We start from the raw sequence: 17751 nt of genomic DNA, 5'->3' as shown, positions 1-17751 counted from the left end.
CCTACCTCTTCGACGCGAGCCCCCGTCCGACGGGCTGCGGCGGCCCTGCCCTCGCCCTCCCCCGCACCTTCGCGCCCCTGCCGCCGCTGGGGCCGGGCGGCGACCTCGTCGTCCTGCACACCTGACCGGGTCCGCCGGTCACCCCGGGTAGGGTGTCGGATTGTGGCTGACCGTCGAACATCGATCATGGAGGGTGCCGCGCGGGTGATCGCCCGACGCGGTGTGCGCGGGCTGCGCGTGGAGGAACTCGCCGCCGAGGCGGGCGTGTCCACCGCGTTGATCTACTACCACTTCAAGGACCGCGCCGGAATCCTGCGCGCGACGCTGGAGTTCATCAACGACCGCGCGGGCCGCTACACGACGGAGCGCTCGCCCGACCTCCCCCCGCTCGACGCCCGCGGCGAGCTGGAGCAGACGCTCCTGCTCGAACTCCAGGACGCGCCCGACGTCCGGGAGAACAGCACGGCCTGGGGCGAACTGCGGGCGTGCGCCGTCTTCGACCCCGACCTGCGGGACGATCTCGCCCGGGCGACCCGGGTGTGGGTGCGGGAGGTCGCCGAACTGGTCGGCCAGGTCCAGCCGATGGCCTCCGAGGCGGCCCTGTCCGGTGCCGCCGAGCGGCTGACGGCTCTGGTGGAGGGGCTCAGTTCGCGCTGGCTCAGCGGAAGCCTCCCGCTGCCGCACGCCCGCGACCTGATGTCCTCGGCCATCACCGCCGAGTTGGACCGCCTGGTGTAGGCCGTCTCTTTCGGATCTTGTTATCGTGCGCCGATGTCCATGATCAAGCAGTTCCAAGTGACCTTCGACTGCGCGGACCCCGTGCGCCTCGCCGACTTCTGGTGCGAGGTGCTGGGGTACGTCGTGCCGCCGGTCCCGGAGGGTTTCACCACGTGGGCGGAGTACCAGAACTCGTTGCCGCCCGAGGACGAGGCCTACTTCGCGTGCACCGATCCCTCGGGTGTGGGCCCGCGCGTGCTCTTCCAGCGGGTCCCCGAAGGCAAGGTCGTCAAGAACCGGCTGCATCTCGACGTGCGGGTCGGTACGGGGCTCGTGGGTGACGAGCGCCTGGCCACGCTCGAGGCCGAATGCGCGAGGCTGATGGCGCTCGGCGGGCACCACGTGCTGACGCAGCGCGCCGATGGCGTCGACGAGTCGTGCATCACGATGCAGGACATCGAGGGCAACGAGTTCTGCCTCGCCTGATCCCCGCGCAGCCGCTCGGCGGGCCCTCCCCGCGGAACGCGACGCCGGGGACCGTCCCACGGGGCCCGCCCGGCGCCGGGAACCTCAGGCCGCCGCCGGGCGGGGGAGGCGGTAGAGCACGTTCGGGCGGAGCGGGCCTTCGGGTGCGTCGGGGTCGTCGAAGTCGTCGGCCGGGTCTCGGGTCATGCCGATCCTGCGCATCACCGCCTGGGAGCGGAGGTTGGTGGCCGTCGTCACGGCGAGCACCTCGGGAAGTTCCAGCGCGTCGAAGGCGTGGGCCAGTACGGTCAGCGCGGCCTCGGTGGCGTAGCCGTGACCCCAGGCCGACCGGGCGAGGCGCCAGCCGATCTCCACTCCGGCGAACGGCAACCCCGCGTCCACCTCGTCCAGGCCGGCGAAGCCGATGAACTCGCCCGTGGCCCGGACCTCGACGGCCCACCAGCCGTAGCCGCGCCGCTCGAAGCCGGACTCGAAACGCGCCACGGAGGCGTCGCTCCCCTCCCGGGTGAGCACCTCGCCCAGGTGCTCGCGGACCGCGGGATCGGCGTTCATCGCCGCCCACGGTTCCAGGTCGGTGTCGCGCCAGCGGCGCAGGGTGAGGCGGTCGGTGTGCAGTGCGTGCGATGTGTCCATGCCGCCCAGCCAACGCGATCCGCCGCTGCGCGCCAAATGGTTTCCCCAGCTGGGGCCGTGTCGGACGGCGCCTCCAGGGCTCGGCTCGACCGCCGGCGGGGCTGGTGGCTGCCGGGCTTCCGCACTCGGCTACTCTGCCGTAGCCGCGCGCCCGGGGGGGGCCGCCGGGGAGAGGCGATCATGGAGCACGACAGCGCGGTCAGGACATCCACGGGGCGAGCGTGCCCCGAGTGCGGGCAGCCGCTCGACGCCACCGACGAGCGGTTCACCGTGTGGTGCGCCGCCTGCGACTGGAATGTGGACCCGGCCGTCCCGGACCCCGAGCCCGGCCGGATCGCCGCGGTGCGCCGGCGGCTGGCGCGCCGGCACGGCGAGGAACTCGCCGCCACCATGTCCGGCGGGGACCCCGGTCCGGCGCGCGGCGACGCGGCGTCGCTGCTCGCCCTGGGGATCGCGCTGCTGGTGCACGGCCTGACGCTGGTGCTGGCGGTCGCGGGGGCGCTGCTGATCGCCCTGGGGTGGGACACCGGGGTCCAGCCGGTCGCGGGCGTGGTCCTGCTGGTGGTGGCCTTCGTGCTGCGGCCGCGGTTCGGCCGACTGCCCCGGCACGGGCCGGCGCTCCACCGGGCCGACGCGCCCCGGCTGTTCGAGCTGATCGACGAGGTGGCCGGGGTCACGGGCACGACCGGGGTGCACGCCGTGGTGATCGACGGCGCCTTCAACGCCGCGGTGACCTCGTACGGCCCGCGGCAGCGCCGCGTGCTGATCCTGGGACTCGGGCTGTGGGAAGTGCTCGCACCGCAGGAGCGCGTCGCCCTGCTCGGCCACGAACTGGGGCACTTCGCGGGCGGCGACGTCCGGCACGGCCTGGCCATCGGACAGGCGCTGCGCACCCTGGTCCTCTGGCTGGACACGCTGGCCCCCAGCCGCGCGCACTCGGTCTGGGACACCCTGTTCAACGTCGTGACGTACCTCCCGCGGTGCGCGGCGTACGGCCTGCTCCTCCTGCTGGACCGGTTGACGCTGCGCGCCACGCAGCGCGCCGAGTACCGGGCGGACCTGAGTGCGGCGCGGGCCGGTTCGACGGCGGGCGCGGTGGGGCTGATGGAACGGCTGCTCGTCGCGGGGTCGGTCGAGGACGCGCTGCGCCGGGAGCGGGTGAACGCCCAGATGAGGGGGGGCGCCGCCGGGCGGGAGGTCCGGGAGGCCACCGAGCGGGAACTCTGGGAGCGGATCGCCGTCCACGCGTCCTCCGTACCGGCCCGTGAGTACGAGCGGCTGCTCCGGGTCGCCGCACGACGCGGGCACGGCGTCGACGACACGCATCCGCCGACGCACCTGCGGCGCCACTGCCTGGCGCTCGGCGATCCGCTCCCGGCGCGGGTGGACTACGACGACGCGCGGGCCACGGCGGTGGCCGCGGAGCTCGCTCCGGCGCGTGCGGTGGTGGCGCGCCTGTTCGTCCGCGGCGACGCGTACTGACGCGACGGTCCGCCGGTCGACCGGCCCCGTCCCGGGTCGACCGGCCTCGTCCCGGGTCGATGCGCCTAGGCGGACAGTTCGTGTTCGATCGCGTCCGTCAGGAGCTGCCGGGCGTGGTCCAGCGGCAGCGAACCGCTGAGCCAGCGGACGCTGAGGCCCTCCAGGAGCGCGGTGAGCCGCTCCGCCGCGGCCGCGTGCGCGGGCGCCGTGCCCAGCGGGCGGGCGTGGGCCAGTAGGTCCGCGATCTCGTGGACCCAGGTGTGCGTGGCCTTGGCGACGTCCTCGCGCAGCTCGGGGTCGAAGACGGCGCTGGCCCGCAGCTCCCCCCAGGCCGTGCTGTTCTCGCGCACCTCGGGGGTGTCCTGGAGCTCCAGGAGCAGGACCTGCGTCAGCTCCGTACGGGGATCCTCCGGGTCCTGCCCGGGATCGCGCTCGGCGGTGTAGCGGTCGGCGCGGTCGCTGATGAACTCCAGGGTCCGGCGGAGGATCCCCGCGCGATCGGTGAAGTGGTAGTAGATCAGCGAGGTGGACACGCCGGCTTCGGCGGCCAACTCGCCCACGCGCAGCCCGCGCACGCCGCGTCGCGCGATCACTCGCGTGGCGGCCCTGAGTATCTCTGTTCGACGGTCTGACACGAGGGATCACTCTACCCGTGGCCGGATCCATAACTCCTTGGCCAGAAGCATTGACTGAATTTTCAGTTCGGAGGAGGATGCGGGACACATCACCGTTACATCCTTCCCCACCCTCCCTTCCGCTTCCTGCTGACTGAATATTCAAACAGGAGAGATCATGACGCGTTTCCGGATGCCTGCCGAGTGGACCCCGCACGAGCGCTGCCTGATGGCTTGGCCCACCCGGCAGGATCTGTGGGGTGCGGTCTTCGACACCGTCAAGTACGAATACGCGCAGGTCGCGACTGCCATCGCCGCCTTCGAGCCGGTCACCATGGTGGCCCTGCCCGGCAGCGGGGCCGAGGCCCGGGAGCTCTGCGGCGCAGGAGTGGAAGTGATCGAGCTCCCCCTGGACGACTCCTGGTTCCGCGATTCCGGACCGGTCTTCGTGCTCGGGCCCGACGGGGAGCGGGCGGGCGTCGACTTCCGCTTCAACGCCTGGGGCGGCAAGCACCACCCGTACGACACCGATGACAAGATCTCCTCGGCCCTGCTGGACCACCTCGACGTGGAGCGCGTCGACTCGCGGATGATCCTCGAAGGCGGCTCCATCACCGTCGACGGCGAAGGAACGCTGATCACCACCGAACAGTGCCTGCTCCACCCGAACCGCAATCCGGGGATGAGCAAGCAGGAGATCGAAGCGGAGCTGATCGCCCGCCTCGGCGTCACCAAGGTCATCTGGCTGCCGTACGGCGGGCTGCTGGACACCGAGACCGACGGCCACGTGGACGGCGTCTGCGCCTTCGTCGCCCCCGGCAAGGTGCTGGTCCAGCTCCCGGACGACCCCACCCACCCCGACTACGAGCGGATGCGCGCGAACCGCGCCGTGCTGGAGGCCGCCACCGATGCCGCGGGCCGCGGGCTGGAGATCCTGGACCTGCCGCAGAGCGCCTTCGTCCAGGTCGACGGCAAGGAGACCGAGGTCGGCTACCTGAACTTCTACATCGCCAACGGCGGCGTGGTGGTCCCGGTCGCCGGCCTGCCCGGGGACGAGGACGCGCTCGCCGTCATCGCCGCCGCCCTGCCCGGCCGCAAGGTGGTCGGCGTCCGCACCCGGGTGATCGCCTACGGCGGCGGTGGCGTCCACTGCATCACCCAGCAGGTACCGTCGGCGGTCCCCCTCCCCGCCTGACCTGCTCCTCCCTCCCCCGCGTCCGGGCCCGCACGCCTGCGGCCCGCAGCGCGCCCAACCGTCGGCTCAGCCGCCACCTCCCCCGTTGAGCATGGAAGAGAGAGCACCGATGTCCCGGTCCCGACCCCTGCCCCGGTCCAGCGCCCGCAGGTCCCCGCGCAGCCGCTCCGCGCTCCCCGTCGCGGCGCTCGCCGCGCTCGCCCTCATCACCGCCTGTTCGGGTCCGCCCAAGAACGACGGCGCCGCGGCGGCCGCCCCGTACAAGCTCTCCGCCGGCACGCCGGCCGCCGCCGGGCCGCTGGACTCCTTCACCTGGGCCGTGTACGCCGAGCCGCCCACGCTGGACTACATCTCGGCCTTCGACTACCCGCAGAACACGATCCTGTCGAACGTCTGCGAGAGCCTGACGCGGTGGACCCCGCAGCTCACCACGGCCCCGGGGCTGGCCGAGAAGGCCACCAACCCCGATCCGAAGACCTGGGTGTACGACCTGCGCGCCGGGGTGCACTTCCACGACGGCGGGGTGATGAGCGCCGACGACGTCGTGTTCAGCCTCGGCCGTCAGATGAACCCGGACAACGGCGCGGCCTGGAACAGCGAGTTCGTCAACGTCGAGAGCGTGACCAAGACCGGTCCGCTCCAGGTGACGGTCAAGCTCAAGCAGCCCGACGCCATGTTCCCGCAGTACATGGCCACCGCCGCCGGCGTCGTGGCCTCCCGCGCCGGGGTGGAGAAGGCGGGCAAGGACTACGGCACCTCCGGCAGCCTGGACTGCACCGGCCCCTTCAAGCTGGGCACCTGGAACAAGGGCCAGTCGATCGAGCTCCAGCGCTTCGACGGCTACTGGGGCACCAAGGCCAAGTCGGCCAAGGCCGTCTTCACCTTCCTCACCGACCCGTCCGCCCGGACGAACGCGCTGCTGAACGGCGAGGCGGACGGCGGCTACCTGATCCCCACCGAGAGCTACGACCGACTGGGCAGGAGCGGGGTCGGGACGCTCTACTTCGGCGAGGGCCTCAGCACGGTCAACGTCAACATGACCAACATGAAGGGAGCGCTCGGCGACGTCCGCGTCCGGCGTGCGCTCTCCCTGGCCCTGGACCGCCGCGGCTTCGTCAAGGCGGGCCTCGGCGGCGCGGGCACCGCCACCTCCTCGCTCACCACCAAGGCCGTCTGGGCCGCGGCCCCCGAGAAGGTCCGCGACTCCGCCTTCGCCGGCCTCCCCTCCCCCGACCAGAACGTCGAGGCCGCGAAGCGGCTGATCGAGGAGGCGGGCGCCACCGGCAAGACGGTGGTCATGGCCACGAGCTCGATCGGGCAGGACGTCTCGCTGCTGGCGACCGCGGTCCAGGACGCGGGCACCCGGATCGGGCTGAAGGTCCAGCTCAAGACGATCGCCCCGAACGCCTTCACCTCGCTGTTCACCGACCCCGCGGCGCGCGAGGGCATCGACATGTTCCCCGAGACGTACTACGACTCCGTCACCGACCCGATGGACCTGCTGAGCAACTTCCAGACCGGGGCCTACCAGAACTACGCGGGCTACAGCGACCCGGCCTACGACGCGCTCGTCGACAAGGCGAAGTCCACCTACGACACGGCCGAGCGCATGACGACCGCCGCCGAGCTGCAGAAGAAGGCGGCCGACCAGCTGCTGTGGATCCCCGTCGCCGAGTGGCCCACCGCGGTCTTCCTCAACAAGCGGATCACCGGGGCGCCGACCACCATCTCCTACCTCTACTACCCGTGGGCGGCCGACGTCGGGGCGGCCGCGCGATGAGCTTCCTCAGATTCGCCGTACGACGGCTGGCCGAGATGGCGGCCACCCTGCTCTGCGCCTCCTTCGTGATCTTCGGTGCCATGTACCTGGCGCCGGGCAATCCGGCGAGCTTCCTGCTGGGCGGCCGCTCCGCCTCCCCGGAGACGCTGAAGGCGATCAACGCGCAGTACCACCTGGACGACCCCTTCGCCGAGCAGTACGTCCGCTGGCTCGGCCAGGTGCTGCACGGCGACTTCGGCCGCTCGATCACCTACCGCACCGACGTGTCCCGACTGCTGGCCGACCGGCTGCCCAACACCCTGATGCTGATCTCCATGGCGCTGGTGCTCGTCGTGGTCCTCGGGCTGCTGCTCGGCTGGATCGGCGCGGTGCGCGGCGGCGGCGCCGACGCGACGATCCTGGTCACGACCACCTTCGCCATCGGCACCCCGTCGTTCGTCGCGGCGGTCCTGCTCCAGGGCCTGTTCGCGGTGAAGCTGCACTGGTTCCCCACCGGGGGCAGCGGCGACGGCCCGCTCGACATGATGTGGCACCTGGCGCTGCCCGCGATCGCGCTCGCCCTCTACCTGATCGGCATGCTCGCCCGCGTCACCCGCGCCTCGATGCTCGACGTGCTCGGGCAGGAACACGTCACGGTCGCCCGCAGCCGCGGCGTGTCCGAGGGGCAGGTCATCCGGCGGCACGTGTTCCGCAACGCCCTGGGCACCGTGCTCACCACCGGCGGGCTCATCGTCTCCACCCTGCTCGTCTGCACCGTCCTGGTGGAGACGGCGTTCAGCGTGGGCGGCATCGGCCAGCTCCTCGAACTCTCCACCACCACCAAGGACTTCCCCACCGTGCAGGCCATCTCCCTCATCATGGTCGGGCTGTTCATGACGGTGAACCTCCTCGTCGACCTGATCCACCCGCTGGTCGATCCCCGGGTCTCCCTCGGTCCCGGGAGGTCCGCCGCATGACCACCACCTTGATCCGCCGCCCGGGCCTGGCCCGGATCCGGACCAGCCGGGCCCCGCTCTCGCTGCTCTGCCTGGGCTTCGTCGCCGTCGTCGTCTGCCTCGCGGTGCTCGCCCCCTGGATCGCCCCGTACGACCCCAACGCCGTCGACCTGGGCAACGCCCTCGCCGGCCCCTCCGCCGACCACCTCCTCGGGGTGGACGCGTCCGGTCGCGACACCTTCTCGCGGCTGGTGCTGGGGGCCCGTACCTCGCTCCTCGGGCCGCTCGGGGTGGTCTTCTTCTCCACCGTCGTGGGCGTCGCCATCGGTACGGCCGCCGCCTGGCGCGGGGGCTGGCTGGACTCCGTCCTGTCCCGCAGCACCGAGCTGGTCTTCGCCTTCCCCGGCATGCTGCTGGCCATCCTGATCGTCTCGGTCTACGGCGAGGGGCTGCTCGCCCCCGTCATCGCCCTGGCCATCGCCTACCTCCCCTACGTCAGCCGGCTCACCCGTTCCCTCGTGCTCGCGGAACGCGCCCGGCCGTACGTGGAGGCCTACCAGGTGCAGGGCCACTCGGGGCTCCAGATCTGTCTGCGCCACGTCGTCCCCGCCGTCGCGCCGGTGGTCCTCGCGCAGTCGACGGTCAACTTCGGCTACGCCCTCATCGACCTCGCCGGCCTCTCCTTCCTGGGGCTGGGCGTGCCCGCCCTCACCCCCGACTGGGGCCGCATGGTCTTCGACGGCAACCCGGCCATCCAATCCGGCTACCCGCTCTCCGCGATCATCCCCTGCGTGACCATCGTGCTGACGGTGGTCGCCTTCAACGTCGTCGGCGAGCGCTGGGCCGACAAGGTCGCCAGGAGGGACCGATGAACACCCTCGACATCCAGGGGCTGCGGCTGCACCTGCCGAACACCGCGAGGCCGGTGCTCGACGGCGTCGACCTGACCGTGGGCGTGCGCGAGACCGTGGCCCTGGTCGGCGAGTCCGGCTCCGGCAAGACGCTCACCTCGCGCAGCGTGCTGCGGCTGCTGCCCCCGGGCGCCCGCACGGAAGGGTCCGTACGGGTCGTCGGCGACGACGTCCTCACGATGTCCTCCGGCAGGCTGCGCGCCCTGCGCACCAGCACGGTGGCGATGATCTTCCAGGACCCGCGGGCCGCCATCAACCCGATGCGCCGCGTCGGCGACTTCCTGACCGAGAGCCTGCGGCTCACCGCCAGGATGCCCAAGCGGGCCGCCGAGGAGCGGGCGGTCACGATGCTGGACGCCGTCGGCCTCACGGCCGACCTGCTGCGCAAGTACCCCGGCCAACTCTCCGGCGGCATGCTGCAACGGGTCATGATCGCGGCCGCCCTGATGGGCGACCCGGCCCTGATCCTCGCCGACGAACCGACCACCGCCCTCGACGTCACCTCCCAGGCCGAAGTCGTCTCGCTCCTGGGCGACCTGCGCGAACGCTTCGGGACGGGGCTGCTCTTCGTCACCCACGACCTCGGGCTCGCCGCCGCGATCAGCGACCGGGTCTACGTGATGTACGCGGGCCGGATCGTCGAGACCGGACCCGCGGAGGCGCTGTTCGCCTCGCCCCGCCACCCGTACACGGCGGCGCTGCTCGACTCCACCCCGCGCCTGGACGCACCGCAGGGGCGGCTCGCCGCCATCGAGGGCCGGCCGCCCGGCCTGCGCGAGGAGCTGACCGGTTGCCCCTTCGCCGCGCGCTGCGCGTACGCCACCGAGGTGTGCACCGAGCGGGCGCCGGCCCTGCTGCCGGTCGCCGGTGAACCGGCCCGCGGCACGTCCTGCCATCACAGCGAGCAGCTCGCGGGAAAGGTCGGTCATGGCTGAGACGGTGGTGAAGGTGGTGACGGCCGCGCGGGGCGCCGCGGCACCCGACCCGAAAGGAGAGCCGCCGATGAGCGGGAACACCGACGGACACGTCCTGGAGGTCGTGGACCTGCGCCGGACCTACGGGGGCGTGCAGGCCGTGGACGACGTGTCGTTCGCCCTGGACGCGGGCCGATCACTGGGCATCGTCGGGGAATCGGGGTCGGGCAAGACGACGACCGCCCGCATCGTCGTGGGCCTGGAGCGGGCGGACAGCGGGCGCGTGCTGATCAACGGCCGGGACCGCGGCGGCCACCGGCGCGGCGCGGCCGCCCGGCTGGCCCGGGCCCGCGAGGTGCAGATGGTCTTCCAGGACCCCTTCCTCTCCCTCGATCCGCGCACCACCGTGGGCGGTGCGCTCCGCGAGACCCTGCGGTTGCACTTCCCCGGTACAGACCACGCACGGCGGATCGCCGAGCTGCTGGAGCAGGTCGGCCTCGGCGCGCGGGAGGCGGACGCGTTGCCCCGGCAGCTGTCCGGCGGACAGCGCCAACGGGTGGCCATCGCCCGGGCGCTCGCCGTCGAACCGGCCGTCCTCGTCCTCGACGAGGCGGTGGCCGCGCTGGACGTGTCGGTGCAGGCGCAGATCCTCAACCTGCTCTTCGACATCCGCGCGGAGACCGGGATCGGGTACCTGTTCATCACGCACGATCTGGGCGTGGTGCGCTGCGTGACCGACGAGGTCATCGTGATGCGTCGCGGCCGGATCGTCGAGGCGGGTCCGACGGCGCAGGTGCTCGCCGACCCCCAGCACCCCTACACCCGGCTGCTGTTGGAGTCCGTGCCCCGGCCCGGCTGGGATCCGCGACGGATCGCGGCGGCCCGGCGCGCCTTGTGAGGGGCGCGCGGTAAGGGGGGCGGCGTTCGGGGGGCTCGGTCGTCGGATCCGGTCAGGGGCGCAGGGCCACCGCGGTCAGGCCGTCGACCAACGCCCGTACGGCCGCCTCGGCCTCGACCCGGGAGTCCAGTGACTGGATCGCGGCCAGGCCGTCGGCCGCGGCGGCGAGCGCCGTGCCGAGCGGGACCGGGTCGACGACGCCGCCGTGCTCCTCGGAGAGCACCCGGAACAGCCGGACGAAGCAGTCGCGCCACCGCTGGTACTCGGCGTCCAGGGCGACCCGGACCCGCTCGTCGTTCAGCGCGAACCAGTGGAGCGCGGAGTGCAGGCGGGAGAGGTCCGGGCCCTCCGGCCGGTTCAACCGTACGACGACCCGCTCGGCGCGTTCGGCGAAGGAGCCGGGGGCGTCGACCGCGAGCTCCATCGGGGTGATCCACTCGCCCCGGATGTCTTCGACGACCGCGACGATCAGGTCGGTGCGGTCGTGGAAGTGGTAGTGGCACATCCCGTGCGAGATCCCGCAGAGCGCGGCGACATTGCGGGTGCTGAAGCGTGCGAACCCCTCGCCCGCGAGGAGGGTCCGGGCCGCGGCGATCAGTTTCGCGCGGGTCTGGGCGCCCTTCGCCGAGGTGCGGGACCTGCTGGTCCTCGCGTCGGCCGGGCGGGGTTCGGGCGTACCGGGGTGATCGTCCTGAGCTGCTGCTGCCACGCGGTCACTGTAACGACTGCGGGTGCGCGGCACGGGCCCGGCGATCAACTGGGGCCGTACCCCTCGCCGTTTCCGGCCGGGATGTTCCTCTTCATCATGGTTCGTCATGCACGTATCCAAAATTATTGACCGAGCGCTCGGTCAGTAATACGTTCCCGCCCATCGGCGGAGCGCGATCCGCCCAGGCTGACCGGAGGTCAGAAATGAACGACCACGCTGGAACGCAGGAAGGGGCCGGGGCGACCCGGGAAACCTCCCGCCGGACGCTGGACCGCAGAGGCTTCCTGACCGCGGCCGGACTCACGGCCGCCGGAGCCGCGCTGGCCGCGGTCGGCGGGGAGGCCTTCGCGGCCGCCCGTCCCGCACTCCGGGGCAACGCCGTCGCCGGGGCCGCCGCCGCCGGGGGCTTCGCCGTCCCGATCGACACCGTCCGGCACACCCGGACCTGGATGGCCTGGCCCGACAGCTCGGCCATCTGGGGCCGTTCGCTCTCCGGCGTCCAGGCGAACATCGCACTGATCGCCAAGACCGTCGCGAAGTACGAGCCCGTGATCATGTGCGCCAACTCCGCCTCCGCCGCGAAGGCCCGCAGCGCCTGCGGATCGGCCGTCACCGTGATCACCACGATCCCCGTCGACGACTGCTGGATGCGCGACAGCGGTCCGGTGTTCCGCACCAACGGCGCGGGCGGCCTCGACGCGGTGGGCCTGAACTTCAACGGCTGGGGCAACCAGCAGACCCACGCCAAGGACGCCCTGGTCGCCGGGCGAATCGCGGCCTACGTCGGAGCCTCCTTCAGCACGGCCGCCTTCATCGGCGAGGGCGGCGCGGTCGAGACCGACGGCGCGGGCACGCTCATGGCCACGCGCAGCAGCATCATCAACCCGGACCGCAATCCGAACCTCTCCCAGGCCCAGATCGAGGCGGCCATGTGCAGCGCCTTCGGCGCCTCGAAGGTCGTCTGGTTCAAGGGGGTGCTCGGCCGGGACATCACCGACGACCACGTCGACGCCACCTCGCGCTTCCTCGCGGAGGGGGCCGGGCTGGTCCAGATGCCGTTGGCGAGCGACACCGACGCCTGGTCGAACGACGCGCGCCAGCAGTACCAGATCCTCTCCTCCACCACCAACGCCCAGGGCCACCCGGTCGCCGTCACCAAGCTCCAGGGCCCCGACTACAACAAGATCCGGTCCACCAACCCCGACTTCGTGGGCGCCTACGCCAACTACTACGTGTGCAACGGCGCCGTCATAGCGCCCCAGTTCGGCGACAGCGGCGCGGACGCCGCGGCCAAGGCCACCCTCCAGCGGGCCTTCCCCGGCCGGGTCGTCGAGCAGCTGAACATCGACAGCCTCGGCGGGGGCGGCGGCGGGATCCACTGCGTCACCCAGCAGCAGCCCGTCCCGTAACCCTCCCCCTCACTCCCCTCCCTTCCGCACTCCTCTCCTCTCCTCTCCTCCCCTTCCCCTCCTCCCTTCTCCTGCGAAGGCCCCCGGCGAACCGTCGGGGGCCTTCGCGCGTGTCACTCCGGATCGTTCCGGAGGCTCGTCACGCGCTCCCGCCACTACCTTGTCGACGGCGTCCGCCAGAGAGACCAGCCCGGAGCCCGGGGAGCAGCGATGCAGCCGAACGCCACCGCCACCGCCACCGTCACCGCCGTCGCCACCGCTGTCGCCGGAAGCCGGCCGCCCGCCCCCGTCCCCGCGCTCGTGGCCCTGGAGCGCGAGGTGCTCCGGCGGGTGGGTTGCGGGCTGCGGGACGACGAGATCGCAGCCGCCCTCGCCCTCCCCGAGCACGCCGTGGCCGGGCACCTGGCGCGGATCCTGGTGAAGTGCGGGCTGCGCGACCGGGCCGCCGCCATCGTCCACGCCTTCGACCGCGGCCTGGTCCTTCCCGGCCTCGGTCCCCGCACGCGGACGGTCGGCGCGGCGGCACAGGGGGCACGGCCAGGCGGCTCCCGGGCGGTCGGACCGAGGGTACGGATCTGCGTACTGGGCCCCTTGCAGGCCTGGCAGGACGGACGGCCGCTGGACCTGGGACATCTGCGCCAACAAGCCGTGCTGGCGGCGCTGGCCCTGTGCGCCGGGCGGACCCTGAGCCAACAGGAGCTGCGCGACGGCGTCTGGGGGACGGAGCCGCCGGTCACGAATGTGGTGCCGGTGTACGTCTACCGGCTGCGCAAGACCCTGCGCCTCGGGGACGACCCCCTGCGCCGGGCGGGCCTCGACGGCCCCGACGGCCCGGACCCGGTCATCGCGCACGACCGGCGCGGCTACCGGCTGGTGCCCGGCGCGGTCGATGTGGACGTCGCCCGCATGGAGGAACTGGTCGCGGAGGTCGAGGCGGCGGACCGGGCGGGCGAACCGGCCGAGGTGGTACGCCTGTGTTCCCGGGCGCTGGACCTCTTCCGCGGCGAGCCCCTGGCCGGCCTGCCCGGGCCGCTCGCCGAGCTGGAGCGAATGCGGCTCACCGAGCGCCGGATCGCGCTCGCGCAGCGCAAGTCGCAGTGGCAGCAGCGGCTGGGCCGGCACTCCGAGGCCATCGCCGAGCTGTTCGCCCTGTCCGCGGCGCATCCGCTCGACGAACCGGTGGCCGCGATGCTGATGCGCGCGCTGTACCGCACCGGCCGACGGGCCGATGCGGTGACCGCCTTCGACCGCACCCGCCGCCGGCTGGCCGAGGACCTCGGAGTTCCGCCGAGCCGGATGCTGCGGCGGACCTACGAGTCGATCCTGCGTGGGGACGAGGTCGCCCTCGCCCCCACCAGGTCGCTTCGGTGAACGGTCAGGCGGCGAAGGCCCGTTCCAGCCGGGGGATCAGGTCCCGCAGGTCCTGCTCCCAACAGCCCGCGTTGTGGCCGCCGTTGCACTGGGTTCCCCACGCGGAACCGTCGCCGTAGTCGACGTAGTAGTAGGGAATGCCCCGGGCGTCCAGGGCCTCCTTGGCGTGCTTGGCCGCGCCCTCGACCCAGAACTCCAGATCGCCGGGCGAACCGCCGCCGTTGCCGACGTAGATGGAGACCCCGACTCCGGCGAGCTTGTCCATGTGCTGGCCGGGATCGACCTCGTTGAACCGCCAGTCGGCGTTGAAGACGGGGTAGGGCGAGCCGAAGGCGGCGTCACTGTCGACGCTGGGCTCGTAGGCGACGAGGGAGGCGACGACGGCCATCCGCAGGTCCATGGACTTCACCGACAGGTCGATGTCCCCCGACAGGGACGCGGTCTGGCCGAACAGGTCGGGCCGGACCTGGGCGTAGTGCAGGGCCCCGAACCCGCCCATGGAGACGCCCGCGACGGCGCGCGACTTCTTGGCGGCGATGGTGCGCAGGTTCGCGTCGATGAAGGGGATCACCTGCTTCAGGTGGAAGTTCTCCCAGTTCTGGGCGCCGGCCGCGGTGCGCTGGTTGAGCCAGTTGGCGTACCAACCGCGGGCACCGCCGTCCGGGATGACGGTGATCATCTCGTTCGAGGTGGTCAGCGCCGGATAGTTCTGCTGGATCGGGTCGTCGGGCGAACCGTGCAGGAAGTACAGCACCGGGTAGCGCTTGGCCGGGGCGTCGTAGTAGCCGCTCGGCAGGATGATCTTGATGTGGTGCTTGCCCGAGACCTCGGGCGTGGTCACCGTGATGTAGAAGTTGGTGGCGCCGCCGACCGTGGTGTCGACCTGGGTCAGGCCGAAGCCGTCCGTCATCCTCGGCGGCTCGGTGCCGTCGGCGGCCTGCGCCGCTCCCGCCGGCACCGCCCATCCCACCACCGCGACCATCAGGGCCACCCACAGGCGCCATCGGATCGATGTCCTCGTCACAGCACGCTCCTTCGTGAGATCGTTCGTGAGATCGTTCGTCTTCAGTTCAGGACCTTGATCTCCAGCTCGGGCGAGGCCGCGATGTCGTCCTCGGTGAAGCGCTCGGTCACCCACCGGCCCGCCGAGAAGAGCTTGGTCTGGTCCGCGTAGTGCGGTGAGTTCGGGTCGGCCGACTGCGAGTACGCCAGTACCGAGGATGTCCGCGGCGGCCCGTCGGCGGTGAAGCTCACCTGCTGGATGAAGCTGGACCCGAAGGTGATGTCGAGCTTTCCGTCGACCGGGCCGGGGGTGACCACGTTCAGCACGCCCAACTCCGATATCGAGCCGTGGATCGGGATCGACTCGCCGTTGCGGGTGATCTTCTGTACGTCCGACAGCGGCGCGTTCAGCGGAACTCCCGCATTGCGCAGCGCGAGGACCGCACGGCCGAAGGCGTCACGGACGGCGGAGCTTCCGGAATCGAGCGAATTCGGCGTGTGCACCGGGTCCTTGGGGTCGAAGGGGACCCGCCACGGCAGCTTCTCGATCGACTGGCCGTTCAGCAGGAACGCCCAGTAGTTCTCGAACAGCCACGAACCCCGGCTGCCCGCCGTGAAGTCGTGGTCCTTCCACGCCGCCAGGATCGGACACGCCTCGCTGACGTTGACGAGGTTGCCGTCCACCAGGATGAGCCCGAAGGGGAGGCCCTGGCACATCCGCACCGTGGCGTCGAGGGCCAGGTCGGCCGCCCTGCTGTTGTCGGCGAAGAGCAACTGCCGCATGTTCTCCGGCGTGAAGCCCCTGCCGGGCAGGCCGTCGGTGCCGTTGATCCGGTTCTGCGCGGTCAGGATCAGCTCCTGGGTGCGCAGCGAACGCGGCGCCGCCGTGTCGCCCATCACCCGGGGGAAGGCCAGCGGTTGCTCCGGATTGGCCAGCCAGGCGCTGTCGTTGGCGTTGCCCACGAAGTCGGACCGGATCAGGCGCGGCTGCTTGTGCGGGTCCAGCAGCCCCGGCGCCACCGCGTTCGGGTCGTCGGGCCAGGCGCAGGCGCTGCGCTTGCCGTCGAAGATCGAGACGGGCGGTACGTTCGGTAGCCGTAACACCTGGTTGAACAGGAGCTTCCCGGTCTCGGTGAGGCAGGACTGCGCGTGCGCGTCGGTGATGTTCGGGGTGGCCTGGATGTCCGCGTAGAGCGCCTTGCCCTTGCGGTCGGCGGCGACGGTGTTGAAGAAGGGGACGCCCTCGGTGGTCTCCAGCGTGTTCACCACCTCGCCCACGTCCTTGGCCTGGTCGAGGCGGAACCAGGTGTTCAGGGCCCGCAGGTTGCCCATGTTCGCGTCGCGCACCGCGTGCGCGCTGACCACCCAGGGCAGCGGGTTGCCCAGGATGGAGGTGGTGATCGGGCCGTACCGGGTGGACCACAGGGTCCTGGTGACCTTGCCGAGGGAGCCGTCCGCCTTCAGCACGTCGACGCCGACCTGCTGCGAGGTCATCGACTGCCAGGCACCGTCGACCAGGTACTTCGTCGGGTTGAAGGGGTCGACCTGTACGTCGAACAGCCCGAAGGGCGCCACCGTGGCGACCGTGTGGCTCCAGGCGACGTCGTCGTTGTGCCCGATGTTCACCGCGGGAAAGCCGAGCAGGCTGGCTCCGGAGACGTTCAGCCGCCCCGGGATCGTCAGCTGGCTCTGCCACATCCGGTTCTTGCCCTGCCAGGGGAAGTGCGGGTTGGCCAGCAGCATGGCGGTGCCCCCGGACACCCCCTGCGAACCGACCGCCAGGGCGTTGCTCCCCATGCTCTGCTGCCGGCTGACGGCCAGGGCGTCGCGGATCTTCGTCGCGGTCTCCTCGGGCGAGGAGGCCGGCTGCGCGGCGGCCCCCGCTCCCGGCGGCGCCGCGTTCACCTCGCCGTCCAGCAGGGGGTCGGCGCTGCCCATGATGATCTCTGCGTGCGCGTGCCGGTAGACGTCCAGTTCCGTGATCGGTCGCACCCAGGCCGCCCCGCGGCAGGCCGGGTCGGAGATGTTGTCCACCCCGGTCTCGGCCAGGTACCTGTTGTACCCCTGGACGTAGCCGCGGATGGCCTCCTTGACCTCGGGCTCCGGCCCGTCGGGGGCGGGCCGGTCGATCTGCCGCTCCACCACGCGGTCGTCGTTGATCCGCTGGAAGTACAGGTCGCTGTTGAGGTTGGTGGTGACGTTCTGGTTCTCGCCGGGACTCGCCCGGCCGTCGGGGCCCAGGTAGCGGGACCGCTGGGCGCCCACCATCAGGTAGGTGCCGGCCAGCGTGCAGATGTTGTCCTTGGCCGCCGCATAGCCGTACCCCGTGCCCAGCCCCGTCCAGTTCGAGGCGACGATGTGCGGGATCCCGTACTCGGTGTACCGGATCGTCGGCTTGTCCGGCCCCGCCGCCCGCGCATGGCCGGCCGCGGGTGAGCCTGCGGCCGCCATGGTGCTCATCACCGCTACCACGACCGCGGCCGCCACCGGCAGCCTCGCCCCGAATCTCCGCGCCATCGAGCCGTCCTTCCCCTGCGCTGCGCACTCCCGTCCGAACGCGGCCACGCTAAGGAGGCACGATGAAATCCCGATGACACCGGCGCTCGCGGGGGGGGGGGGGGGGGGCCGGGGGGGGCGGCGGCGGCACCGTGAAAATGGCCGCCGGGCGGGCCGGCCCCCGCAGCCCGGGGGGCCG

At 72.0% G+C, this 17751-nt stretch carries 16 protein-coding genes; 11 read left to right on the top strand and 5 right to left on the bottom strand.

Going from position 1 to position 17751, the window contains the following annotated elements:
- Positions 1–186 precede the first annotated feature (186 nt).
- Complete coding sequence (locus ACIBEA_RS00080; protein ID WP_399257862.1) at positions 187–738, top strand: TetR/AcrR family transcriptional regulator; 552 nt, start codon at positions 187–189, stop codon at positions 736–738.
- Between the two features lie 33 nt (positions 739–771).
- Positions 772–1203: a VOC family protein gene (locus ACIBEA_RS00075; protein WP_399256211.1), complete on the top strand. Its 432-nt coding sequence runs from the start codon at positions 772–774 to the stop codon at positions 1201–1203.
- A gap of 84 nt (positions 1204–1287) precedes the next feature.
- Here the strand turns inward: ACIBEA_RS00075 and ACIBEA_RS00070 are convergent, their stop codons facing one another.
- Positions 1288–1836, bottom strand: a complete 549-nt coding sequence (locus ACIBEA_RS00070) for a GNAT family N-acetyltransferase (protein WP_399256209.1) — start codon at positions 1834–1836, stop codon at positions 1288–1290.
- 180 nt (positions 1837–2016) lie between these two features.
- Between ACIBEA_RS00070 and ACIBEA_RS00065 the strand changes: the two genes are divergently transcribed.
- On the top strand, positions 2017–3318 hold the full coding sequence (locus ACIBEA_RS00065; protein WP_399256207.1) for a M48 family metallopeptidase: 1302 nt from the start codon (positions 2017–2019) through the stop codon (positions 3316–3318).
- Between the two features lie 65 nt (positions 3319–3383).
- Here ACIBEA_RS00065 and ACIBEA_RS00060 read toward each other — a convergent pair whose 3' ends face one another.
- Positions 3384–3953, bottom strand: a complete 570-nt coding sequence (locus ACIBEA_RS00060; RefSeq protein ID WP_354380808.1) for a TetR/AcrR family transcriptional regulator — start codon at positions 3951–3953, stop codon at positions 3384–3386.
- Between the two features lie 157 nt (positions 3954–4110).
- On the opposite strand from ACIBEA_RS00060, the gene ACIBEA_RS00055 reads away from it, so the two are divergent.
- The 6 genes from ACIBEA_RS00055 (at position 4111) to ACIBEA_RS00030 (ending at position 10565) form a co-directional block, all read left to right on the top strand.
- Complete coding sequence (locus tag ACIBEA_RS00055; RefSeq protein WP_399256205.1) at positions 4111–5127, top strand: agmatine/peptidylarginine deiminase; 1017 nt, start codon at positions 4111–4113, stop codon at positions 5125–5127.
- A 109-nt stretch (positions 5128–5236) separates the two neighbouring features.
- Positions 5237–6907, top strand: coding sequence for an ABC transporter substrate-binding protein (locus tag ACIBEA_RS00050; RefSeq protein ID WP_399256203.1), 1671 nt, complete (start codon positions 5237–5239; stop codon positions 6905–6907).
- Positions 6904–7863 (top strand): ABC transporter permease, encoded by a 960-nt coding sequence (locus ACIBEA_RS00045; RefSeq protein ID WP_399256201.1) that lies wholly within the window; start codon positions 6904–6906, stop codon positions 7861–7863. The genes ACIBEA_RS00050 and ACIBEA_RS00045 overlap by 4 nt, the downstream gene beginning before the upstream one ends.
- Positions 7860–8714, top strand: a complete 855-nt coding sequence (locus tag ACIBEA_RS00040) for an ABC transporter permease (RefSeq protein WP_399256199.1) — start codon at positions 7860–7862, stop codon at positions 8712–8714. Before ACIBEA_RS00045 ends, ACIBEA_RS00040 begins: the two co-directional genes overlap by 4 nt.
- A complete protein-coding gene (locus ACIBEA_RS00035; RefSeq protein ID WP_399256197.1) occupies positions 8711–9688 on the top strand; it encodes an ABC transporter ATP-binding protein in 978 nt (325 codons plus the stop codon). Before ACIBEA_RS00040 ends, ACIBEA_RS00035 begins: the two co-directional genes overlap by 4 nt.
- A gap of 67 nt (positions 9689–9755) precedes the next feature.
- Complete coding sequence (locus ACIBEA_RS00030; RefSeq protein ID WP_399256195.1) at positions 9756–10565, top strand: ABC transporter ATP-binding protein; 810 nt, start codon at positions 9756–9758, stop codon at positions 10563–10565.
- Between the two features lie 52 nt (positions 10566–10617).
- On the opposite strand, the gene ACIBEA_RS00025 is transcribed toward ACIBEA_RS00030, so the two are convergent.
- Positions 10618–11274 carry a TetR/AcrR family transcriptional regulator gene (locus tag ACIBEA_RS00025; RefSeq protein ID WP_399256193.1) on the bottom strand — a complete coding sequence of 219 codons (657 nt, stop codon included), beginning with the start codon at positions 11272–11274 and terminating at the stop codon, positions 10618–10620.
- A 203-nt stretch (positions 11275–11477) separates the two neighbouring features.
- On the opposite strand from ACIBEA_RS00025, the gene ACIBEA_RS00020 reads away from it, so the two are divergent.
- The gene (locus tag ACIBEA_RS00020) at positions 11478–12683 is read left to right on the top strand and encodes an agmatine/peptidylarginine deiminase (RefSeq protein WP_399256191.1); all 1206 of its coding nucleotides are present in this window, start codon (positions 11478–11480) and stop codon (positions 12681–12683) included.
- A gap of 210 nt (positions 12684–12893) precedes the next feature.
- The gene (locus tag ACIBEA_RS00015; protein WP_399256189.1) at positions 12894–14054 is read left to right on the top strand and encodes a BTAD domain-containing putative transcriptional regulator; all 1161 of its coding nucleotides are present in this window, start codon (positions 12894–12896) and stop codon (positions 14052–14054) included.
- 4 nt (positions 14055–14058) lie between these two features.
- Here ACIBEA_RS00015 and ACIBEA_RS00010 read toward each other — a convergent pair whose 3' ends face one another.
- Both ACIBEA_RS00010 and ACIBEA_RS00005 read right to left on the bottom strand, forming a co-directional pair.
- Complete coding sequence (locus ACIBEA_RS00010; protein WP_399256187.1) at positions 14059–15078, bottom strand: alpha/beta hydrolase; 1020 nt, start codon at positions 15076–15078, stop codon at positions 14059–14061.
- Positions 15079–15119: 41 nt separating this feature from the next.
- On the bottom strand, positions 15120–17573 hold the full coding sequence (locus ACIBEA_RS00005) for a penicillin acylase family protein (RefSeq protein WP_399256185.1): 2454 nt from the start codon (positions 17571–17573) through the stop codon (positions 15120–15122).
- Positions 17574–17751 lie beyond the last annotated feature (178 nt).

It is taken from the genome of Streptomyces sp. NPDC051555 (assembly GCF_044454405.1).
Lineage (GTDB): Bacteria > Actinomycetota > Actinomycetes > Streptomycetales > Streptomycetaceae > Streptomyces.
The sequence above is the reverse complement of the archived record's forward strand: the minus strand, read 5'-3'. Positions and strand labels throughout refer to the sequence as shown.

Bases quoted from the DNA above. Each gene is read 5' to 3' on its own strand.
- ACIBEA_RS00080 (WP_399257862.1), top strand. From the start codon at position 187: ATGGAGGGTGCCGCGCGGGTGATCGCCCGACGCGGTGTGCGCGGGCTG.
- ACIBEA_RS00075 (WP_399256211.1), top strand. From the start codon at position 772: ATGTCCATGATCAAGCAGTTCCAAGTGACCTTCGACTGCGCGGACCCC.
- ACIBEA_RS00070 (WP_399256209.1), bottom strand. From the start codon at position 1,836: ATGGACACATCGCACGCACTGCACACCGACCGCCTCACCCTGCGCCGC.
- ACIBEA_RS00065 (WP_399256207.1), top strand. From the start codon at position 2,017: ATGGAGCACGACAGCGCGGTCAGGACATCCACGGGGCGAGCGTGCCCC.
- ACIBEA_RS00055 (WP_399256205.1), top strand. From the start codon at position 4,111: ATGACGCGTTTCCGGATGCCTGCCGAGTGGACCCCGCACGAGCGCTGC.
- ACIBEA_RS00050 (WP_399256203.1), top strand. From the start codon at position 5,237: ATGTCCCGGTCCCGACCCCTGCCCCGGTCCAGCGCCCGCAGGTCCCCG.
- ACIBEA_RS00045 (WP_399256201.1), top strand. From the start codon at position 6,904: ATGAGCTTCCTCAGATTCGCCGTACGACGGCTGGCCGAGATGGCGGCC.
- ACIBEA_RS00040 (WP_399256199.1), top strand. From the start codon at position 7,860: ATGACCACCACCTTGATCCGCCGCCCGGGCCTGGCCCGGATCCGGACC.
- ACIBEA_RS00035 (WP_399256197.1), top strand. From the start codon at position 8,711: ATGAACACCCTCGACATCCAGGGGCTGCGGCTGCACCTGCCGAACACC.
- ACIBEA_RS00030 (WP_399256195.1), top strand. From the start codon at position 9,756: ATGAGCGGGAACACCGACGGACACGTCCTGGAGGTCGTGGACCTGCGC.
- ACIBEA_RS00020 (WP_399256191.1), top strand. From the start codon at position 11,478: ATGAACGACCACGCTGGAACGCAGGAAGGGGCCGGGGCGACCCGGGAA.
- ACIBEA_RS00015 (WP_399256189.1), top strand. From the start codon at position 12,894: ATGCAGCCGAACGCCACCGCCACCGCCACCGTCACCGCCGTCGCCACC.
- ACIBEA_RS00005 (WP_399256185.1), bottom strand. From the start codon at position 17,573: ATGGCGCGGAGATTCGGGGCGAGGCTGCCGGTGGCGGCCGCGGTCGTG.